This window comes from Mycobacterium persicum (assembly GCF_002086675.1).
GTDB lineage: Bacteria > Actinomycetota > Actinomycetes > Mycobacteriales > Mycobacteriaceae > Mycobacterium > Mycobacterium persicum.
This window is the reverse complement of record NZ_MVIF01000027.1, coordinates 37,728-56,783: the sequence shown is the minus strand read 5'-3', so window position 1 is coordinate 56,783 and position 19,056 is coordinate 37,728. Positions and strand designations below refer to the sequence as shown.

At 66.6% G+C, this 19,056-nt stretch carries 18 protein-coding genes and 2 pseudogenes; 5 read left to right on the top strand and 15 right to left on the bottom strand.

Translation table 11 applies throughout. From position 1 onward, the window contains the following. Positions 1 to 233: 233 nt before the first annotated feature. Positions 234 to 1,802 carry an aminotransferase class I/II-fold pyridoxal phosphate-dependent enzyme gene (locus tag BST40_RS11445; protein ID WP_158084009.1) on the top strand — a complete coding sequence of 523 codons (1,569 nt, stop codon included), beginning with the start codon at positions 234 to 236 and terminating at the stop codon, positions 1,800 to 1,802. Positions 1,803 to 1,896: 94 nt separating this feature from the next. Next, positions 1,897 to 2,115, top strand: a pseudogene (locus BST40_RS33625) (DUF222 domain-containing protein); the annotation flags it as partial. 160 nt (positions 2,116 to 2,275) lie between these two features. Here BST40_RS33625 and BST40_RS11435 read toward each other — a convergent pair. Further along, positions 2,276 to 3,160 carry a cyclopropane mycolic acid synthase family methyltransferase gene (locus tag BST40_RS11435; RefSeq protein WP_075548088.1) on the bottom strand — a complete coding sequence of 295 codons (885 nt, stop codon included), beginning with the start codon at positions 3,158 to 3,160 and terminating at the stop codon, positions 2,276 to 2,278. 309 nt (positions 3,161 to 3,469) lie between these two features. Here BST40_RS11435 and ngg point away from each other — a divergent pair, with 309 nt between their 5' ends. Next, positions 3,470 to 5,260 (top strand): N-acetylglutaminylglutamine synthetase, encoded by a 1,791-nt coding sequence (ngg, locus tag BST40_RS11430; protein WP_083154286.1) that lies wholly within the window; start codon positions 3,470 to 3,472, stop codon positions 5,258 to 5,260. Between the two features lie 671 nt (positions 5,261 to 5,931). Beyond that, the gene (locus tag BST40_RS11425; protein WP_083154292.1) at positions 5,932 to 7,062 is read left to right on the top strand and encodes a glycoside hydrolase 5 family protein; all 1,131 of its coding nucleotides are present in this window, start codon (positions 5,932 to 5,934) and stop codon (positions 7,060 to 7,062) included. A gap of 4 nt (positions 7,063 to 7,066) precedes the next feature. Here BST40_RS11425 and BST40_RS11420 read toward each other — a convergent pair whose 3' ends face one another. The 12 genes from BST40_RS11420 to rpsB form a co-directional block, all read right to left on the bottom strand. Further along, positions 7,067 to 8,887 carry a complex I subunit 5 family protein gene (locus BST40_RS11420; RefSeq protein WP_198929537.1) on the bottom strand — a complete coding sequence of 607 codons (1,821 nt, stop codon included), beginning with the start codon at positions 8,885 to 8,887 and terminating at the stop codon, positions 7,067 to 7,069. 6 nt (positions 8,888 to 8,893) lie between these two features. After that, positions 8,894 to 9,244, bottom strand: a complete 351-nt coding sequence (locus BST40_RS11415; protein WP_075548086.1) for a sodium:proton antiporter — start codon at positions 9,242 to 9,244, stop codon at positions 8,894 to 8,896. Then, entirely contained in the window at positions 9,241 to 9,984 is a 744-nt protein-coding gene (locus tag BST40_RS11410; protein WP_075548085.1) for an MnhB domain-containing protein, read from the bottom strand. The genes BST40_RS11415 and BST40_RS11410 overlap by 4 nt, the downstream gene beginning before the upstream one ends. Continuing rightward, entirely contained in the window at positions 9,981 to 10,247 is a 267-nt protein-coding gene (locus tag BST40_RS11405) for a DUF4040 domain-containing protein (RefSeq protein WP_083154284.1), read from the bottom strand. Before BST40_RS11405 ends, BST40_RS11410 begins: the two co-directional genes overlap by 4 nt. Then, the gene (locus BST40_RS11400) at positions 10,244 to 10,549 is read right to left on the bottom strand and encodes a monovalent cation/H(+) antiporter subunit G (RefSeq protein ID WP_083154283.1); all 306 of its coding nucleotides are present in this window, start codon (positions 10,547 to 10,549) and stop codon (positions 10,244 to 10,246) included. Before BST40_RS11400 ends, BST40_RS11405 begins: the two co-directional genes overlap by 4 nt. Continuing rightward, positions 10,546 to 10,800 carry a hypothetical protein gene (locus BST40_RS11395; RefSeq protein WP_075548083.1) on the bottom strand — a complete coding sequence of 85 codons (255 nt, stop codon included), beginning with the start codon at positions 10,798 to 10,800 and terminating at the stop codon, positions 10,546 to 10,548. Before BST40_RS11395 ends, BST40_RS11400 begins: the two co-directional genes overlap by 4 nt. Next, positions 10,797 to 11,276, bottom strand: coding sequence for a hypothetical protein (locus BST40_RS11390; protein WP_075548082.1), 480 nt, complete (start codon positions 11,274 to 11,276; stop codon positions 10,797 to 10,799). Before BST40_RS11390 ends, BST40_RS11395 begins: the two co-directional genes overlap by 4 nt. Then, positions 11,260 to 11,673: a ChaB family protein gene (locus BST40_RS11385; protein WP_083154280.1), complete on the bottom strand. Its 414-nt coding sequence runs from the start codon at positions 11,671 to 11,673 to the stop codon at positions 11,260 to 11,262. Before BST40_RS11385 ends, BST40_RS11390 begins: the two co-directional genes overlap by 17 nt. Positions 11,674 to 11,690: 17 nt before the next feature. Then, positions 11,691 to 12,227 (bottom strand): DUF1360 domain-containing protein, encoded by a 537-nt coding sequence (locus BST40_RS11380; RefSeq protein WP_083154278.1) that lies wholly within the window; start codon positions 12,225 to 12,227, stop codon positions 11,691 to 11,693. A gap of 170 nt (positions 12,228 to 12,397) precedes the next feature. Further along, positions 12,398 to 13,804 carry an amidase gene (locus tag BST40_RS11375; RefSeq protein ID WP_075548080.1) on the bottom strand — a complete coding sequence of 469 codons (1,407 nt, stop codon included), beginning with the start codon at positions 13,802 to 13,804 and terminating at the stop codon, positions 12,398 to 12,400. Between the two features lie 9 nt (positions 13,805 to 13,813). Further along, entirely contained in the window at positions 13,814 to 14,629 is an 816-nt protein-coding gene (gene tsf / locus BST40_RS11370; RefSeq protein ID WP_075548079.1) for a translation elongation factor Ts, read from the bottom strand. A gap of 12 nt (positions 14,630 to 14,641) precedes the next feature. Then, positions 14,642 to 15,496, bottom strand: coding sequence for a 30S ribosomal protein S2 (rpsB, locus tag BST40_RS11365; RefSeq protein ID WP_083154277.1), 855 nt, complete (start codon positions 15,494 to 15,496; stop codon positions 14,642 to 14,644). A 245-nt stretch (positions 15,497 to 15,741) separates the two neighbouring features. Here rpsB and BST40_RS11360 point away from each other — a divergent pair. Continuing rightward, a pseudogene (locus BST40_RS11360) lies at positions 15,742 to 16,263 on the top strand (M23 family metallopeptidase); the annotation flags it as partial. Between the two features lie 671 nt (positions 16,264 to 16,934). Here the strand turns inward: BST40_RS11360 and BST40_RS11355 are convergent. Continuing rightward, positions 16,935 to 17,843 (bottom strand): tyrosine recombinase XerC, encoded by a 909-nt coding sequence (locus tag BST40_RS11355; protein ID WP_083154275.1) that lies wholly within the window; start codon positions 17,841 to 17,843, stop codon positions 16,935 to 16,937. Positions 17,844 to 17,874: 31 nt separating this feature from the next. Continuing rightward, a complete protein-coding gene (locus BST40_RS11350; RefSeq protein ID WP_075548625.1) occupies positions 17,875 to 19,047 on the bottom strand; it encodes a lactate 2-monooxygenase in 1,173 nt (390 codons plus the stop codon). Between the last annotated feature and the right edge of the window lie 9 nt (positions 19,048 to 19,056).

Here is a 19,056-nt window from a genome sequence, read left to right as displayed (position 1 = left end):
GCGCCGACTACGCCCACTGGCTCCAACCCGAGCATTCACCAAACATCACCATCCACCGTCTTAACTGAACGGTATTGGGGCTAACCCCGCATACCAGCAGCCAACAGTGGGTACTCATGGCCACGAAACGAAGTGGCGGTGGTCATGAGGGATTCCAAGCGCGCTCGCCTCCGCCAACAAGAGTGGGCCACCGGCGCCGGGCAGCGCGCCGCACCCTGAGGGAGGCCACGAAAGTGACAACCGCAAAGTCGTTCTCCAAACGCATCGATCATCAGCGCCGCAAGAACATCGCGAGAGCGCAAGCGGAGGCGCAGGCGGGGCCGGCCCGCGCCCAGCCCGACGCCACCCCGATCGGCGACGCGATTCAGGCGTTCCAGCAGCGCGGCGACATCGCCTTCGGCATCCCGGCCCACCGATCGGGTACCGGCCGGATGCCACCGCTCGCGGCCCGCTGGATGGGTTCCGAGGCATTTCGCGCCGACGTGGCGATGAACAAGGGCGTCGACAACCGGCACCAGTCCTGGCAGGTGGAGCCGACCGCCATGAAACTGTTCGCCGCGGCCGTGGGCGCCGACGAGACCTTGTTCTCCGCCAACGGCAGCACGGAGAACGTCCACGTCGCGATGATGGCGGCGGTGCGCCCGGGCGAGACCCTGGTCATGGCCCGCAACGGCCACAAGTCGGCGTTTTCTGCACTGGTGCTGTCCGGCGCCATGCCGGCCTACGTGGAACCCGAATACGACCAGCGTTGGCAACTCGCCCACGGCGTGGACCCCGCGCGGCTGGAGCAGGTCCTGCGGGAACATCCCGAGGCGGTCGCCGCCATGGTGTTCACCCCGACCTACTACGGCGTCAGCGCCGACATTCGCCGGCTCGCGGAAGTGGCCCACGCCCAAGACATCCCGCTGATCACCGACGACGCCTGGGGACTGGACTACAGCTTCTGCAGCCGGCTTCCGCCCTCGGCGCTGGAGTGCGGCGCCGACTTGTGCATCGGCAGCGTCCACAAGACACTCAACGGGTTGCTGCAGACCTCGGTGCTCAGCAGGCAGGGCGATCGGATCGATCCGACGCGGTTGTCGCTGGTGTTCGAACTCGAGCAATCGACGAGCGCGTCGTCGCTGTTGTTGTCGTCCATCGACGCGGCCCGGCGCGAGTTTCAACAAGATGGCGAGGGGCTGCTGGGCGACGCGATCGATTTGGCGCTGCGGGTCAGATCGGAACTCGCGCGGATGCCGGGGCTGAGCCTCATGGGTGATGAAATCCTTGGCAGCCCAGGTGCTTTCGCGTTCGATCCGACCCATGTCACCGTCGACGTCGTCGGGCTGGGTCTGACCGGGTTCCAGGCCGCTGACTGGTTGCGGGAACGCTGCGGCATCCATATGGAACTGTCCGATCACCGCCGGGTGATGGCCTTGATCAGCTACGCAGACACCGACGCCACCGCGCAACGACTGGTCGACGCCATGGCGGCGTTGGCCGAGGAACACGCCGGCGCCCAGCCGCGCACCGTCGACGATGTGCCGGCGTGGTCGGACCTGCGCACCGAAACCGTCATGTTGCCGCGCGACGCCTTCCTGGGCGCGACCGAGATGGTGCCGTGGCAGCAGGCGGCCGGTCGCGTTTCTGCGGAGATGATCTGCCCTTATCCGCCGGGCATTCCGGTGGTCGCCCCGGGTGAGCTACTCACCGATGCGATCGTCGACTATCTGCAGTGCCAAGCCGCCCAGGGAGCGATGGTCGAAGGCGCCGCCGACGAGTCATTGGCCGAATTACGGGTGGCGGCAGGACGTTCGCTGTGAGCGAAACATGAAATCTCTTGCCGGATAGTCGTTTTCTGCGGCTTTCTTGTCGGTGGGTCTGCATAGTGTTTCGGACATGGGGAGTTCAAGTGGCGACACCCGCTCGGAAAGTCAGCGCAACCATGACGGTGTGCTGGCCGGCCTGCGTGGACTGCTGGCCAGCGGAGATCTGGTCCAGCACAACGGATTACCGGCATCGATCATTGTGACCACCACACTCAAAGACCTCGAAGCCGCGGCCGGCAAGGCAACCACCGGCGGCGGCGCCTCGTTGCCGATGAGCGATGTCATCCGCCTCGCCCGTCATGCGCATCCGAGTGGATCCCACCGGCCCATCTCGACTCATCTGGATCAACGAGCCGACCACGAACCAACAGCTACTTCCACCCCGAGAAACTCCTGCGAGACAGCAACGACGAGGACGAGCCCGGGTAGCGTGCGGCACAACTCTTCTCGGTGACTTGGCGACGTGCTCAGCCCTTGGACAGGGTGAACTGCGCAACGTCGGTATAGCCCTCGCGAAACAGCTCGGCGCAACCGGTCAAGTACTTCATGTAGCGGTCGTAGACCTCTTGGGACTGAATCGCGATGGCCTCGTCCCGGTGCGCCTGCAGCGCGGCGGCCCAGGTGTCGAGGGTACGGGCGTAGTGCAGTCGCAACGGCTGGACCAGTTTGACGGCAAAGCCGGCCTGTCGCGCATGCTCCTCGACGACCTTGGCGCTGGGCAGGTCGCCCCCCGGAAAGATCTCGTCCATGATGAACTTCATGAACCGCAGCTTGGTCATGGTGATGGGCAGTCCACGTTCGGCGAACTCCTCATCGCTGGGCTTGATGATGGTGTGCAGCAGCATCATGCCGTCGTGTGGCAGCGCCTGGTAAGCCATCGCGAAGAAGTCGGAGTAGCGCTTGCGGCCGAAGTGCTCGAAGGCGCCGATCGAGACTATGCGGTCCACCTTTTCGTCGAACTGCTCCCAGCCGCGCAGCAGCACGCGCTTGTTTCGGGCGCTGGGATGCTCGTCGAGCAGTTGCTGCACGTGGGCATGCTGATTGCGGCTCAGCGTCAGACCTACGACGCTGACGTCGTAACACTCGAGGGCTCGGACGATCGTGGCGCCCCAGCCGCATCCGATGTCGAGCAGCGTCATGCCCGGTTGCAGCCCCAGCTTGCCCAGCGCTAGGTCGATCTTGGCCAGCTGCGCCTGCTCGAGGGTCATGTCCTCGCGTTCGAAGTAGGCGCAACTGTAGGTCTGCGTCGCATCCAGGAACAGCCTGAAGAAGTCGTCGGACAGGTCGTAGTGGGCCTGCACATCGTCGAAATGCGGCTCTAGGCCGTCGTTTTCACCACTCTTGTTGGGCAAAGCTCACCTCTGACGTTGATCCTTGTCGAGCTCGGCCACCACGACCGGGCTGCCGGGGGCGAATCGGTCCTTAGCCGACGCGATCCGGGTAGTCGTCTCGTGAGTAAACCACACGATCCCCAGTGGGCTAAGCCTCGATCCGTGGAGGGGCCGGCGCCTTCGCGCGCATCTACATCCATCGCAGGGCCGTCGGTTCGGCTGAATGTTGTTACTCGCCCCAAGATGGGTAACCAACACGGCGATGGCACATTCAGTGGCGGGTCTGGCCGTATTTTACGAGCACGGACCGGGTTGTCAGGGCGGGGCGGCATGACCGCCGTTGATCCCTCGCAGGACCATTCCGAGCCCATCACGCTGAGCCTGCACGACGCCTCGCCGCCGGACCTGATGGAATCGATGGCCAACGATGTAGAGCTCGATTTGGGTTGGGGTCGGCTGATATTCGGCCAAACCTTTGCCGATTCCGCCGCACTGGCCGAGGTGCTGCGGCAGGAGGCCCCCGGACGACGCGACATCTGCATCTATGCACGAGAGCCGCACGTGATCGTCGCCGGAGCACCTAATGAGTTGTTCATCGACCCCAGCCACACCTATCGGCTGCGTTTCACCGACGATTCGGAGAACCAGGATCCGGCGTCCGCTCCGGTGGGCGTGACAGTACGCACCCTGACCGTCCCCGCAGATGCCGATGCCATGAATCGGGTATTTGTCCGGTGTGCAATGGTTCCCGCGCCGGTCGAGACCATCTGGCACAACCATCTGCATGCCGATGCGGTGACCTACCTGATCGCCGTGCGCGACGACGACGGCGCGGTGGTGGGTACCGTGACCGGGGTCGACCACGAGGTGCTCTTCGCAGACCCGGAGCGCGGATCGAGTATGTGGACTCTGGCGGTCGACCCGGCCGCCGGGCTGCCCGGCATCGGGGAGGCTCTGACCAGGGCCATGGTGGACCGCTTTCGCCAGGCGGGGCGCGCCTACCTGGACCTGTCGGTCACGCACGACAACGGTGCCGCCATCGCCCTGTATGAGAAGCTCGGATTTCGCCGCGTCCCGGTGATGGCGATCAAGCGTCGCAACGCCATCAACGAGCCGCTGTTCACGTCACCGCCGGAGACGGTCGATGACCTCAATCCCTACGCGCGGGTCATCGCCGATGAGGCGCTGCGGCGCGGAATCTTCGTTGAGGTATTGGATGCCGAGACTGGCGAGATGCGGCTCACCCACGGCGGGCGCAGCGTGATCACCCGCGAGTCGCTGTCCGAATGCACTTCGGCGATCGCCATGTGCCGGTGCGACGACAAGCGTTTGACTCGACGCCTGGTCAAGGAGGCAGGCATCAACGTTCCTCGGGTGCGCCTGGCCACCTTCGACGGCGACGACTACGCGTTTGTGACCGAGGTCGGCGAGGTCGTCGTCAAACCGACCCGCGGCGAGCAAGGCAACGGCATCACCGTGGGGGTGACTGCCGACAACGGTCCCGACGAGCTGACCGCGGCTTTGGCGCGAGCTCGTGAGGAATACCCCGAGGTGATGCTTGAGCAACGAGCGCCGGGCGACGACCTGCGCTTGGTGGTCATCGACGGCCGGGTGGTTGCCGCCGCACTGCGGATGCCGCCGGAGGTCGTCGGCACGGGCGAGCACACCGTGCGCGACTTGATCGAGGCCGAGAGCCGGCGACGATCAGCCGCTACCGGCGGCGAATCGCACATTCCTTTCGACGACATCACCCGCAACGCCGTCGCCAAAGCCGGCTGGCAGCTCGATGATGTTCTTCCCGAAGGTATTCGGCTTCAGGTTCGGTCCACCGCCAACGTGCATCAGGGCGGCACGATTCGCGACGTCACCGACAAGGTGAACCCGGAACTTTGTCGAATCGCGATCGAAGCCGCCGAGGCGATCGCTATCCCGGTGACCGGAATCGACTTACTCGTGCCCGATGTCACGGGCACCGACTACACCTTTATCGAAGCCAACGAGCGCCCCGGCTTGGCCAACCACGAACCGCAACCCACGGTTGCGGCTTTCGTCGATTTCTTGTTCCCCGGCCAGCCCGGGCAGCCGCCGGCCTGGACTCCGGAAGAGTCGCGGCCACGTTGATGACCGACCCGTCTGGGCGGTGCGGTGCGCAGTGGCAGAACGGGGCCGGCCCGGCACTTCCACCTCGCTGATGCCGGTTGGGCGAGAATGTCTGTGCCGCGGTCGCTTCGGCGCTTGGCCTCCACAACCGCGTCGAGCAGGGTGTGGGCCGGACCGCCCGGCCGAGGCGGATCCCCGGAGCCGGGCTCTTGCTGGGCTGCCCGCATGGATCGCGTTGGATACTCGACTGCTATTCAACGCGCGTCCGACGCCTGCGCATTCAATCATGTTTGGCCGCAAAGGGATTCGGGAACGCTCCCCTTGGCCGGCGCCAGTCAGCTACCACGTCAGTCCATCGGAGGTACGCAACGACCAACCGCCCACGACGTTGTCCGGTCTGCCGGTCACGACCGCGACCCAGGTTGTCTGCCTAGCACCCGCGAGCTGGTGGCATTCGGCACCGCAGGCGGCGCCGACCCGCTAACCTGGAAATGCTAACGGCGCCAACGCAACGGCTGATGAACTGGCATCGATCGACCGGCGGACAACCCTCGGTCGGTGCTCGACTGGGCGTGCCACTGGGAACGACCGACTGACCCGGATCTGGCAAGTGATGTTCGACGCGGCAGTCTCCACCGTCATCCGATGAAGGGCCCAATAGTGTGAATTCTGCAAGAAGTCGAGGTGACGTCATCCCGCGCCGAACCGTGCTCAAAGTGCCGCTGGTATCGCTGGCGGGTCTCGCCCTGGCTCATGTGCCCCGGGCATCCGCGGCGGGCGCCGGGCAGTGGTCACCGGACCGCGCCAACACCTGGCACCAGGCACAAGAGCGGCTCATCGGCGCGAATTACATCACCTCGAACGCAGTCAATCAGCTCGAGATGTTCCAGGCCGAGACTTTTGACCCCCGACAAATCGATACCGAGTTGCGCTGGGCGCGGTTGTGCGGGCTCAACAGTGTGCGCGTGTTTCTCCACGATCAGCTTTGGGCCCAAGACAATCGGGGCTTTCAGCGCCGTCTCGCACAGTTCGTCGCCATCGCCGCCCGCCATCACATCAAGCCGCTTTTCGTCTTCTTCGACTCCTGCTGGGATCCGCTTCCCCATCCGGGTCCGCAACCCGAGCCCAGGCCCGGGGTGCACAACTCGGGTTGGGTGCAAAGCCCGGGCGCTGAGCACCTCGACGACCGCAGCTACCGTCCTGTCCTGCACGACTACGTCACCGGGGTGTTGAGCCAATTCCGCAGCGATGACCGGGTATTGGGTTGGGACCTGTGGAATGAGCCCGACAATCCCGCCCGCCCATATCGTTCCGTAGAACGCGCGGATAAGCAGGAACGAGTGGCAGAACTGCTCCCGGAGGTGTTCCAGTGGGCACGCTCAGTGGACCCAAGTCAACCGCTGACGAGCGGCGTGTGGCACGGCCAGTGGGCAAATCCGCGGCGTCGCAGCCCAATCTGTGCCATTCAATTGAACAACGCCGACGTGGTCACCTTCCATTGTTATGGAGCGCCGGCTGTCTTCGAAGCCCGCATCGCTGAGCTTTTGCCGCTGCGCCGGCCCATCCTGTGCACCGAATATCTGGCTCGTCCGCTGGGCAGCACCATCGCCGGAATCCTGCCAATTGCCAAGCGCTACAACGTCGCAGCTTTCAATTGGGGGTTGGTTGCCGGCAAGACCCAGACCTACCTGCCGTGGGACTCCTGGGAACACCCCTATCCGACGGTCCCCAAACTGTGGTTCCACGACTTGCTGTATCCCGACGGACGTCCATACCAGGACGGCGAAATTCAGATCATGTCCTCAGTCGATCGGATGAACTGACGCGTCACAGCACCTGCAGGCCCAAGACGGCGCCGAGCAGGGTCACGGCGGCGAACATCCAGGCAACGTAGTCGCCAACATGGCCGGAGTGAGCCGCTTGCAGCGCCGCGACAGCCGGTCGGATCACCCTCGACACCCGTCGTGGCAGCGGCGCGCTGTCGTCGGTTCGCCGCAACGCCAGCATCGCCAGGCAACCGGCGGCCAGCACACCGATGAGGGCCAGGCTTACCCCACTCGCCGACCAGCTGTGCGCCGGGCCGGTCGTCGGGCCGGCTACCGTCCGTCCCAGAACTGCGGCGACATACCCGGCCGTGTCCACGAATCGTCGCCCGGCGCCATCGGCGGCCTGGACAAGTCCGGGCAGCACCCCGACCGCCAGGCAGCCCAACAGCAGGGCGGCGACGGGAAGATGCATACTCGGCGGCGTCCGGCGCAGGACCGTGTCCGGTTCCTCCTCGCCTTTGCTGGCCCGCGACGTGTCGGCGGCCGGCTGCGCGCCGCTCCCCCATCTCGTGAAGCAGCGCACCCCGGCGCGCAGCACCGCACCGCCGGTCGCCGCCGAGGTCAGCAGGAACAACGCCGACGCCCATCCGGAGCCGATCGCTTCCTCGCACAACGACTTTCCCAACGCGGTGCCGAACGGCGGCAACCCGGCCAGCGCCAGCGCGGCGAGCAGGTACAGCCCGGCCAGCTGCCACTGGCCGCGGCCACGTCCGGACAACTCGAACTCGTCCACCGTCTGGTGACGGTCCAGCAGAATCCCGACGGTCAAGAACAATGCCGACTTGGCGCCGGCATGAGCCAGCACGTAGACGGCCGTCCCGGTGACCCCCTCGGGGCGCAGCGTCGCCGTGGCCGCCAAGAACAAGCCCATATGGCCGATCGTCGAGTAAGCCAGCAGCCGCTTGAGGTGCCGCTGCAGCAGGCACATCACCGCGCCGACGACCGCGGTCAGCGCGCCGACCGCCAGGAAGGTCCGCGATACCGCGGCGTGCGGCAACGCGTCGGCGAACACCACCCAATACACCCGCCACCCGCCGTACAGGCCGAGTTCAACCATGACCCCGGAGAACAGCACGCAGACCCCCGCGGGGGCGACCGCGTGTGCGTCGGCCAACCAGAAATGCAGCGGCACGATCGCGGCCTTCACCAACAGGGCGGCCATAATCAAGACGAAGGCTGCGACGGTGGTGGCGTCCGGCGAGCGGTGCGCCAGTGCGATACCGAGCTGAGCCATGCCGAGCTGACCCGTCTGCGCGTAGAGCATCGCGATCCCCACCAGGGTGAGGCAGGCGCCGAGCGACTGGATGATGCCGAAGTTGAGCGCACCCTGGATCGCCGACTTGTCTTCGATCTTGATGCCGGTCAGCGCGTAGGCCACCGCACCCATCAACTCGAGGAACACGAACAGGTTGAACACGTCGCTGGCGAACACGAAACCATTCATGGCCGCCAGGAAGACGAGCATCAGTGCGTCGAAGCGGGGACCGGCCTCGTCAAGGCCGCGGCGGCTATACAGCGCGGCACAGGCCATCAAGAAGCCGGCGAGCATGGCCAAACCGGCCGAGATCGGGTCGGCCGCCAGCGCGATACCGACCGTGGTTCGCCCTTGCATGGACCAGCCGCCGATCCAGGTGAACACCGGCTGTTCCCGCGCGGCCACCGCCACCCACCCGCCGGCGGCTGTCGCGCCGACGGACACCGACGCGGTCAGCCAGCTGGCCGCCGCACCTGAAAGCCGGTGGCTCAATGCGAGTAGCAGGCAGCCGGCCAGGATCGGCATCGCGACCAGCAGCGGCAGCAGCTGGGCCGCGATGGCCTGCACTGTCGCTCAGCCCCTCAGCGCGGAGAGCTCATCGGGGTTCAGCGTGCCGTGCCGCTTGTGGATCTGGATGGCAAGCGCCAACAGCAAGGCGGTGACGGTCGCCTGGATGACGATGTCGGTCAGCGTCATCGCCTGCACCACGGGGTCTACCACCTGTGCCGGCGGCGGCACGTTGGACCCGGTGAAGATCGGCGGGGCGGCGCCGCGCTGGAATCCGACCGCCAAGAGCAGCACATAGGTGCCTGACTGGGCCACCGACAGGCACACCACCGCGTGAATCAGGTTGCGACTGCGAACAATACCGAACGCACCGATCAACACCAGCCAGCCGGCGACACAATAGGGGTAGACGCTCACCGGCCAGAATCCTTGGTGACGATGGTGATCTCCTGGGCCAGGAATTGTGCCAGCAGGACCGTCATCCCGCAGGCCACCTCGACACCCACGGCGACGTTGAGCGGCGCCACCGAACCCCCGGAAAACAGGTTGCCCAGCGTGCCGGTCGGCAACAGGTTGCGCAGGAACACCCCACCGACCAGTAAGCCGACCAGCCCGATCACCACAAATCCGGCCGCTCCCAACGCTTCCCCGATGTCGAAGACGTTGACCGGCCGCAGCCGATCCAGCGCCCGGAAACTTCCGGTGACATAGAGCAGGTGCAAACCGGCAGCCAACACCACACCGCCCTGGAACCCGCCGCCCGGGGTGAGGTGACCATGCACAATCAGGTCGAGACCGAGCGCCAGGGTCACCGGCAGCATCAGATAGCCGACCAGCCGCGTCGCGTCCAACACAGTGTCGTGTTGCGGCGGCCGGTATTCGCGTTCTTCGACGGCCGGGCGCAGCAGGGTCATCACGCCGGTGACCGACGCCAGCAGGATGGTTTCCTCTACCAGGGTGTCCAACGCCCGTTGGTCGAAGTTGACCGAGGCGACCGCGTTGCCGGTGGCCCGTGAAAGTGCGGCTGCCACAGCCAAATCCCGGTACGGATGGTGGTTGTGCCCGAAACCCGGTAACTTCGCCAAGCCGATCCACAGCCACGCCGCCAGGCCCATCGCACCGACGACGAAAACCACCGTCCGGATGCCGCGGGTCACTGCCCGGCCTCCTCGCCATCGCGCTTGTCGGCCTGCCGGTGTACCGCCCGGATGGTGAGCATCACCATCAGCGGCACCACGACTCCGCCGATCGCCAGCTGCGACAACGCGACATCGGGGGCCTGCAGCACCACGAACATCAGCGTGAGAGCCAGGCCGAACACCGACAATCCGATGGCCTGGCGGTCGGGTGCCCCGGTCAGCGCGACGACGGTTCCGGTGACGCCGACCAGCGTCACGACCACCACGACAAGCGCGGTCATCGCGGTGAGGTCTCGTCAATCAGGCCGTCATGCTCGGCCGCAAGTCGGGCCGTCGCGGCCGAGACCACCGGCGCGGTCAGCAGGACCACGACGCTGATTGCGACGAGCATCGCCGAGGCCTGAGTCCAGCCCCGCACAATGATCAGTCCCGCGCCGATGAGCGGCACGCCGACCGACGTCGCGGCGGTCAGCAGGTGCAGACGGTCGAGCACCCGAGCCCGCAGCGCTGCGGCAACCGCGCTGAACGCCACCGCCGCAACGCCGGCGAACACCACGGCCCAACCGATCGACTGGGCGTTCATCTCTTGCGGGCAAGAAGCCGGGTGTAGACCAGCGCGCTCGGCAGCGATACCAGAGCCAACGCCAGTGGGACGATAAGAGTCGAATCTCGTTGCCAAGCAACGCAATACACTGTCAGCGCCATCACCGCGGCCAGACTGGCGAACTCGAGTCCCACCAGCCTGTGGTGCGGCAGGCCGCGAGAGGACATCAACACACCCGGCACGAAAGCCCCGACCAGTAACAGCAGCACCGCCAGTTCCCCCGCGTTCACCGCTGCACCGCCATCTCGAGCCGGCCCGGGTGCACCCGTGTGCAATGCACAAGCACCGACTGTTTGCTTGGATCACATTGCAGCACGACGGTTTCCGGTGTCGTCGCAAGTGTCAGAACCGCCGTCGCCCGCCGTGCCGCGGCCACCGGCCGGGTCTCGTCGGGCAAGCGCAATGCCCTGATGGTCGCGGAGCGCTTGGTGAACCGATGTGCCCACACGCCAACAGCCTGTGGCACGACGTCGCGCGCCGCCGTCGCCAACCACCCCAGCCAGCCGATCCGGAACTGCCAGCGGCCGGCGTTGGCGCGTCGAGCCGACCGCGCCAGCACCGCGACCGGCAGCGTGCACCCGGCCATCACCGTCAGTTCCGCTGGCGTGCGCGCGCTCAGCGTGGCCAGCCAAACCCCGGCGCTCAGCACCCACCAGAGACCGGTTTCACCGACAAACTGAGGTAACCGCTTACTTGCCCCGGACACGGCGATTGTGCTTCTTGATCGCGTCGACCAGCTCCGATTTGGTCATCGTCGACCTGCCGTGCACATCAAGGCGCCGCGCGACGTCGAGTAGGTGCTTTTTGCTGGCGTTGGCATCGACGCCCTCCGCTGAGCGGCCGGTGTTGCGCGGACCACCGCCTTTGGCAAGTTCGTCCGACGGGCCCTTCTTTTTCTTGGGCTCCCAATGGTCGCCGACTTTTTCGAAGCTGTGCTTGAGTGCGGCGTAGGCCACCCGGTGCGCACGTTGCTCGCTGCCGTACTCCTCAGCGGCGGCATCATGGGCTTTGGTGAAGGTGCGTTGCGCCTTGGCGTTGGAGCGCTGCAGCGTGCTGGGCAGCTCGCTCTTCTTCGGCTTGCCGCCCTTGGTCGTCTTCGGCATTGGATCTCCTCCTTTTCTCAGCCCTCGGCTGCCTGCTGGGCCGTCGCGTAGGCCAGCTGCAGGAAGTCGGCGCCGGCCAGCGCGGTGAAGGTGCCCGCGACTAAACGGGTGAACCTCGGCGCGAAAATCAGCCCGATCACCAGGGCAGTGGCGACCCACATGTCCAGACAGAAGGGGCAGGTCAGGAGCTCCCCGAGGCTGTGGCGCAGCGCGCTATCTTCCCGGACTTCCTCGTTCACCTCGGCGGGACCACCGGTGCCGGCGTGGTGGGCGAACGGCGCCCGCAACGGGCTGGTGACCGCATCCTTGGTCAGCGAGCGGGACAACTTGTGGGTACCGACGGTGACCGTGAAAAGATCCTGCGCCCGCCAGCGCTCCGGCAGCCTTTTACCGGTGGCCGCGGCGACGACGGCGGTAAGCCCGACCACCGCACCGTAGATGGCGAGGACCATCAGGTAACCGCCCAGTGGACGCGGATTGTCGCCGCGATAGGTGTCGGCTTCCCGCCGGGCCCGCTCGGCCACGCCGCTGCTGACTTCGGTCGCATCGCCCACGATCGCTCCTCAACGGTTCGGATCTGGACGTCGATTACCCCGAGTCAGGCCCTGGCAATCCCACCGATGGGTGCCAAAGCGCGCTTTCGGCCGCGCCGATCATCCGAAGCCGGATCCACACATTCGCCGGACCGATAAGGGCTCGGCTTCGATCTGTCCTGGTTGCTCGGCTAGTTGGGGGCTTGGATCCGCGCCCAGGGACGAGCCTCTTCGAGTTCATAGGCCAGCTCCAACAGCCGGTCCTCTCGCCCCAGGTCGGCCGCCAGCATCATTCCCACCGGCAGCCCGTTCGCGGACTGCGCCACCGGCAGCGAAATCGCCGGCTCCCCGGTGACGTTCTGTAGCGGCGTGAATGCCACCCAATCGGCCATCCGGTCCATGACCTGCTGATAGTCGGTGGGAGCGAGATAGCCGATGCGCGGCGGCGCATCGGCGACGGTAGGCGTGAGCACGGCATCGTAGGTACCGAAGAATTGCGCGGTGTGCCGCCGGACTCCGCGCAGCCGGAGGATCGCGGCCGGGAGCAGATGAAAATTGCGGCGGGCATTACGGGCCAGACCCAGAGTCAGGCTGTCCAGCCGGGTCGGGTCGAACGTCTTGCCGAACGTGAGCCGTCCGGTGCGCACCTGCCCCAGCGCCATCAGACCCCAATACAGCACAAAGTCCTCGGTGAAACTGGACGGCACCGGCGGTTGGTCGACGTGTTCGACATGGTGACCGAGCTCTTCGAGCAACCCGGCCGCCTTCAGCGTCAGGTCGCGGACTTCGGGACTGGCCTCCACATGCACCGAGCGCGTGATCACGGCAATCTTCAGTCGTCGCTTACCCGGGCTGCTCACATCTCCCACCGGAGGCAGCTTGGACCGCCAGAGGCGCTCGGCCTCTCGATAGAAGACGGCCGTGTCGCGCACCGAGCGGGTCAGCACACCGTTGGCAACGATCCGGATGGGCAGCCGCCGCAACTGTGGATCGATGGGTAGCCGGCCGCGCGACGGCTTGAGCCCCACCAGGCCGTTGCAGGAGGCTGGTATGCGGATGGAGCCGCCGCCGTCGTTGGCGTGCGCGATGGGCACCACCCCGGCGGCGACCAATGCTCCCGAGCCCGATGACGAGGCGCCCGCCGTGTGGTCGGTATGCCAAGGGTTGCGGACGGGTCCCAGCCGCGGGTGTTCGGCGGCAGCGCTGAACCCGAACTCCGACATCTGGGTCTTGCCCAGCGAGATGAGACCTGTGGACAGCAGCACTCGGGTGATCTCACTGTCGGCGCCCGCCCGGTGCGGTGTCCACGCATCGGTGCCCCGCATCGTCGGCAGCCCGCTGACGTCGACATTGTCCTTGATATAGCTGGGTACGCCGCCGAAAAAGCCGTTGGTCGTCCCCCGCCGGGCCGCGTCGCGCGCCCTGTCGAAGGCCTCATATGCCACCGCGTTGAGCTTGGGGTTGACGGCTTGGCTTCGCGCGATCGCAGCCTCGGCCAGCTCGGCCCGGTCGACCTGACCGGACCGGATGGCCTCGGCAAGAGCGACGGCGTCGAGATCGCCCAGCGCGTCGTCACCGAAAGCGTGGATGCGGGTCATGGGCTGTTGCTAAGCCTGGCCTACCTCGAACCGGACGAATCGGGTCACCGTGACCCCGGCTTCCTCCAGCAGGGCCTTGATCGACTTCTTGTTGTCGGACACCGATGGCTGCTCGAGCAGGACGGCGTCCTTGAAGAAACCGGTCAGCCGGCCTTCGACGATCTTGGGCAGCGCTTGCTCCGGCTTGCCCTCCGCTTTCGCGGTCTCCTCGGCGATGCGGCGTTCGGTAGCCACGACGTCCTCGGGCACATCGTCGCGCGACAGGTAGCGCGCCTTGAGCGCGGCTATCTGCAGCGCAACGGCGTGAGCGGCATCTTTGTCGCCACCCTGGTACTCGACCAGCACACCCACCGCCGGCGGCAGATCGGCCGAACGCCGGTGCAGGTAGGTCTCGACGGTGCCGTCGAAGTTCGCCACCCGGCGCAATTCGAGCTTCTCGCCGATCTTGGCCGACAGCTCGCCGATTGCCTGCTCGACGTTCTTGTCACCCGCTTGAGCCGCCTTGAGCGCGTCGACGTCGGCGGCTTTCGACGACACGGCCGCCGCCACGATCTGATCGGCCAGCGCCTGGAATTCCGCGTTCTTGGCGACGAAGTCGGTCTCGCAATTCAGTTCGATGAGCACGCCCTCCTTGGCCGCGACCAGGCCCTCGGCGGTGGCGCGCTCGGCTCGCTTGCCGACGTCCTTGGCGCCCTTGATCCGGAGCGCCTCGACGGCCTTGTCGAAGTCGCCGTCGGCTTCGGCCAGCGCGTTCTTGCAGTCCAGCATGCCGGAACCGGTGAGCTCACGAAGCCGCTTGACGTCGGCCGCGGTGAAGTTCGCCAATGATCAGCCTTCCTATGAGGGATCAGTCGTTGATTCGGTGGAGGTTTCGGGCGTCGGGTCGCCAGCCCCGGCGGTCACCGGAGTCGTTGCCGAGGCCAGCAGCTCCTGCTCCCATTCGGCGAGCGGCTCGGCGGCCAGCGAGTCCGAAGCCTCGGGCTTGCCGTCGCCGCGGCCCAGCCCGGCACGGGCTTGCAGGCCCTCGGCAACCGCGGAGGCGATCACCTTGGTCAGCAGCGCGGCCGAACGGATCGCGTCGTCGTTGCCCGGGATCGGGTAGTCGACCTCGTCGGGGTCGCAGTTGGTGTCCAGGATCGCGATCACCGGGATTCCGAGTTTGCGGGCCTCGCCGACGGCGATGTGTTCCTTGTTGGTGTCGACGACCCAGACCGCCGAGGGCACCTTGGCCATGTCCCTGATCCCGCCCAGGGACCGCTCCAGCTTGTTCTTCTCCCGGGTCAGGCCCAGGATTTCCTTTTTGGTTCGGCCCTCGAAGCCGCCGGTCTGCTCCATCGCCTCGAGCTCTTTGAGGCGCTGCAACCGCTTGTGCACGGTGGAGAAGTTGGTGAGCATGCCGCCCAGCCAGCGCTGGTTCACGTACGGCATGCCGACGCGGGTGGCTTCGGCGGCGACGGACTCCTGCGCCTGCTTTTTGGTCCCGACGAACAGCACCGTGCCGCCGTGGGCGACGGTTTCTTTGACGAACTCGTACGCCTTGTCGATGAACGTCAGGGTCTGCTGTAGGTCGATGATGTAGATGCCGTTGCGGTCGGTGAAGATGAACCGCTTCATCTTGGGATTCCAGCGACGGGTCTGGTGCCCGAAGTGGGTGCCGCTGTCAAGCAGCTGCTTCATGGTGACTACGGCCATTGCCGGTATTCCTTTGTTGTCGGTTGCTTGCTCGGCATCGGGTGACGCCGGGCCCTGGCGGCTGCTGCGATGCCGGACCCTGTTACGGGACCGCCCAGCACGCGGGGCGAATTCCTGAACAACGGGAGTCGCCGTGCAGACGCGCGAAGTCAGCCCACTGATGCGAGCTGCGTGCAGCAGTTTACACCGCGCGCGCTGATGGCTTTCCCCAGCCGGGGCGTACTCCCCAGAACCGTCAGCGGTGACTGGTACCCCGGTTGGCGTGGCGCTTCACTGAGCCGGTGCGACGGTTGGTGCTGATCCTGTGCTGGACGCTGGCCAGTGCCTCGCCGGCGGTTGCAGACGATTTTCGGCTGGAGTGGCCGTTGCGGCCGCGTCCCGCCGTGGTGCGCGGCTATGACGCGCCCGCGCCGAACTGGCATCCCGGACACCGCGGTGTGGACCTGGCCGCTGCTCCGGGTCAGCCCGTGTACGCACCCGGCAGCGCGACGGTTGTCTTCGCCGGATTGCTGGCGGGGCGGCCGGTCGTTTCTTTAGCTCATCCGGGCGGCTTGCGTACCAGCTACGAACCGGTGCGCGCGATGGTCCGGGCCGGTCAGCTGGTGACGGCGCAGACGGTGCTGGGGACCGTGCAGGCCGGCCATCCCGGCTGCGCTGCTCTGGCGTGCCTGCATTGGGGTGCCATGTGGGGCCCGGCTTCGCGTGCCGACTATGTCGACCCACTGGGTTTGGTGGCATCAACACCGATAAGGCTCAAGCCGCTGACGGGCTGAGTTCTTGTGTTGGCGGCTAGCGGTCAGCAAGCGCCACACCCGTAGCGGTAGCCACAGGAGTCTCCGGCTTGGGCGGCACTGTTTGTGGCTTTAGCGGATCGAGGTCGACTGCCGTGCCTGGCCAAGAGAGCGGGGTGGTGTCTCTTGTCGCTATTAGCGGTCGGTCGTGGGGCTGTGCCCCGGTGTGGGGGAGATGGAGGTCGCATGCTGGTGCGGTGGGGTCGGTGGCCGACGGCGTCGACTGTGCGCTGGCGGCGCCGACTGTGCACTGATGGCGTCGAGTGTGCCGTCACGGCGGCCGATCGTGGGATGTGCCCGCCCTACATGGACAGTCAAAGCCGTCACTGCTCACTCGATAGGGCGGCATGCCAGCCGATAACGGTGAGCACCTGAGGCCTCTCCCGAACGCCTGCCATCACGAGCGGTTTGAGCCAAGGTGCGGTATCGGCATGCCGAAAACGCCGCCAAGGTGTGCCGAAAACAGAGCCAGGCATCCAAGGCTGCGCAAGAGGACATCGTTGACCAGCCGCATTCGTGGTCACCATGAATTTCCGAGTGAGGTGGGCACCTCGGACACCCCACCGGACCTAGAGGCTGTTGAGGCGGGTGTGATCAGCGTGACCTGGGACCGACATACGGACTGTCGCGCCCGCCGAGGAGCCGGGTTAGGCCCGGGGATGGGCCTGATCGTGCACCGCCCGCAGCCGGTTTACCGCGACATGGGTATACAGCTGCGTGGTGGCCAGACTGGAATGGCCCAGCAACTCCTGGACAACCCGCAGGTCGGCACCGCCTTCGAGGAGGTGTGTGGCTGCACTGTGCCGCAGCCCGTGCGGCCCGATATCAGGCGCGCCGTTCACCGCGGCGACGGTCTGGTGCACCACAGTGCGCGCCTGCCGCACGTCGAGCCGCCGTCCCCGCGCTCCCAGCAGTAGGGCCGGCCCAGACTCGGCCGTGACGAGCGCGGGACGGCCGTTGGCCAGCCAGGCTTGCAACGACTCAGCGGCGGGCCGCCCGTAGGGCACGGTGCGCTGCTTGTTGCCCTTACCGAGCACCCGCACCACCCGATGCCCGGTGTCGACGTCGTCGATGTCCAGGCCGCACAGCTCGCTCACCCGAATTCCGGTGGCATAGAGCAATTCGACGATCAACCGGTCCCGCAGGGCCAGCGGATCACCCTGCTTGGCGCCGGATTTCGCGGCCGTCATCGCCGCCAGCGCCTGATCCTGACGCAGCACGGCGGGCAACGTGCGGTGGGCTTTCGGAACCTGCAACCGGGCGGCCGGGTCGCCGGTCAACAATCCGCGCCGGAGCGCCCATGCCGTGAATGCCTTGACCGCCGAGGTGCGCCGGGCCAGCGTGGTGCGTGCGGCTCCGGCGCCGGATGCGCTGGCCAACCATGCCCGCAACAGCGGCAGGCTCAGTGATTCCAGCGCCGATCCGCGGTCGGCCAGAAAGGCGAACAGCGACCGCAGGTCGCTCAGGTATGCCCGGCGGGTGTGCGCCGACCGTCCGCATTGCAGCGCCAGGTAGTCGTCGAACTCCTCGAGGATTGCGTGGTGCTTATCCGACACGCCCCCACCGTCGCAGACCCGGCGCGGCGTTTCAGTTGACGCGCCGCAGTGTGTCCGGGGTGAGATCTTTGCGCGTCGGGTAACCGTCGACGGCCATGATCAGGTCGGCTTCGGCAAGCATCATGCGCAACACGTGCACAATGCCGTCGGCTCCGCCCAGCGCCAGACCGTAGGCGTAGGGGCGGCCGACGCCGACGGCAGTCGCGCCCATCGCGAGCGCCTTGATGACGTCGGCGCCGCTGCGAATCCCCGAGTCGAACAGCACCGGCAGCCCGTCGGCGGCCTCGACAACGGCCGGCAAACAGTCCAGCGCGGGCAGCCCGCCGTTGGCTTGCCGACCGCCGTGGTTGGAGCAGTAGATGCCGTCGACGCCGCCGTCCCTGGCACGCCGGGCGTCATCGGGGTGGCAGATGCCCTTGACGATCAGCGGAAGTTCGGTCAGCGAACGCAGCCAGCTGAGGTCGTCCCAGCAAAGCGGCTGCCCGAAGACCTGCGCCCAGCGCAGCACCGCACCCTGCCGGTCCTCTTCCGGCGGGCGCGGCAGGCCGGCGCGAAAAACCGGGTCGCTGGTGTAGTTGGCCAGGCAGTAACCACGCAGCTGCGGGAAATTCGCCGTGCTGAGGTCGCGCGGCCGCCAGCCGGTGACCCAGGTGTCGAGGGTGACGACGATGCCTTTGAAGCCGGCCGCTTCGGCGCGGCGTACCAAGCTGGCGGCCAACTCGCGGTCGGTCGGCGTGTACAGCTGAAAGAACCCGGGCGTATCACCGAACGCGGCAGCGACGTCTTCCATGGGGTCGACCGTGAGTGTCGATGCGACCATCGGGACGCCGGTGCGGGCCGCCGCGCGTGCGGCGGCCAAGTCGCCGTGCCCATCCTGGGCGCACAACCCGATGACCCCGATCGGCGCCATGAACAGCGGCGACGGCAAGGTCAGGCCGAACATCTCGACGGACAGGTCGCGCTTGGCGGCGCCGACGAACATCCGCGGCACCAAACCCCAGCGATCGAAGGCCTCGCGGTTAGCCCGCTGGGTACGCTCGTCGCCCGCTCCCCCGGCGACGTAGGACCACACCGACGGCGGTAGTGCCACCCCGGCCTTGGCCTCCAACTCCGCGAACACCATCGGCAGCGGCGGCACCACCCCGGCCAGGCCCTGGAAATAGATCTCGTTCTGGTAGTCACCGAAGTGGGGCCGGTATGCCATGGGATGAGA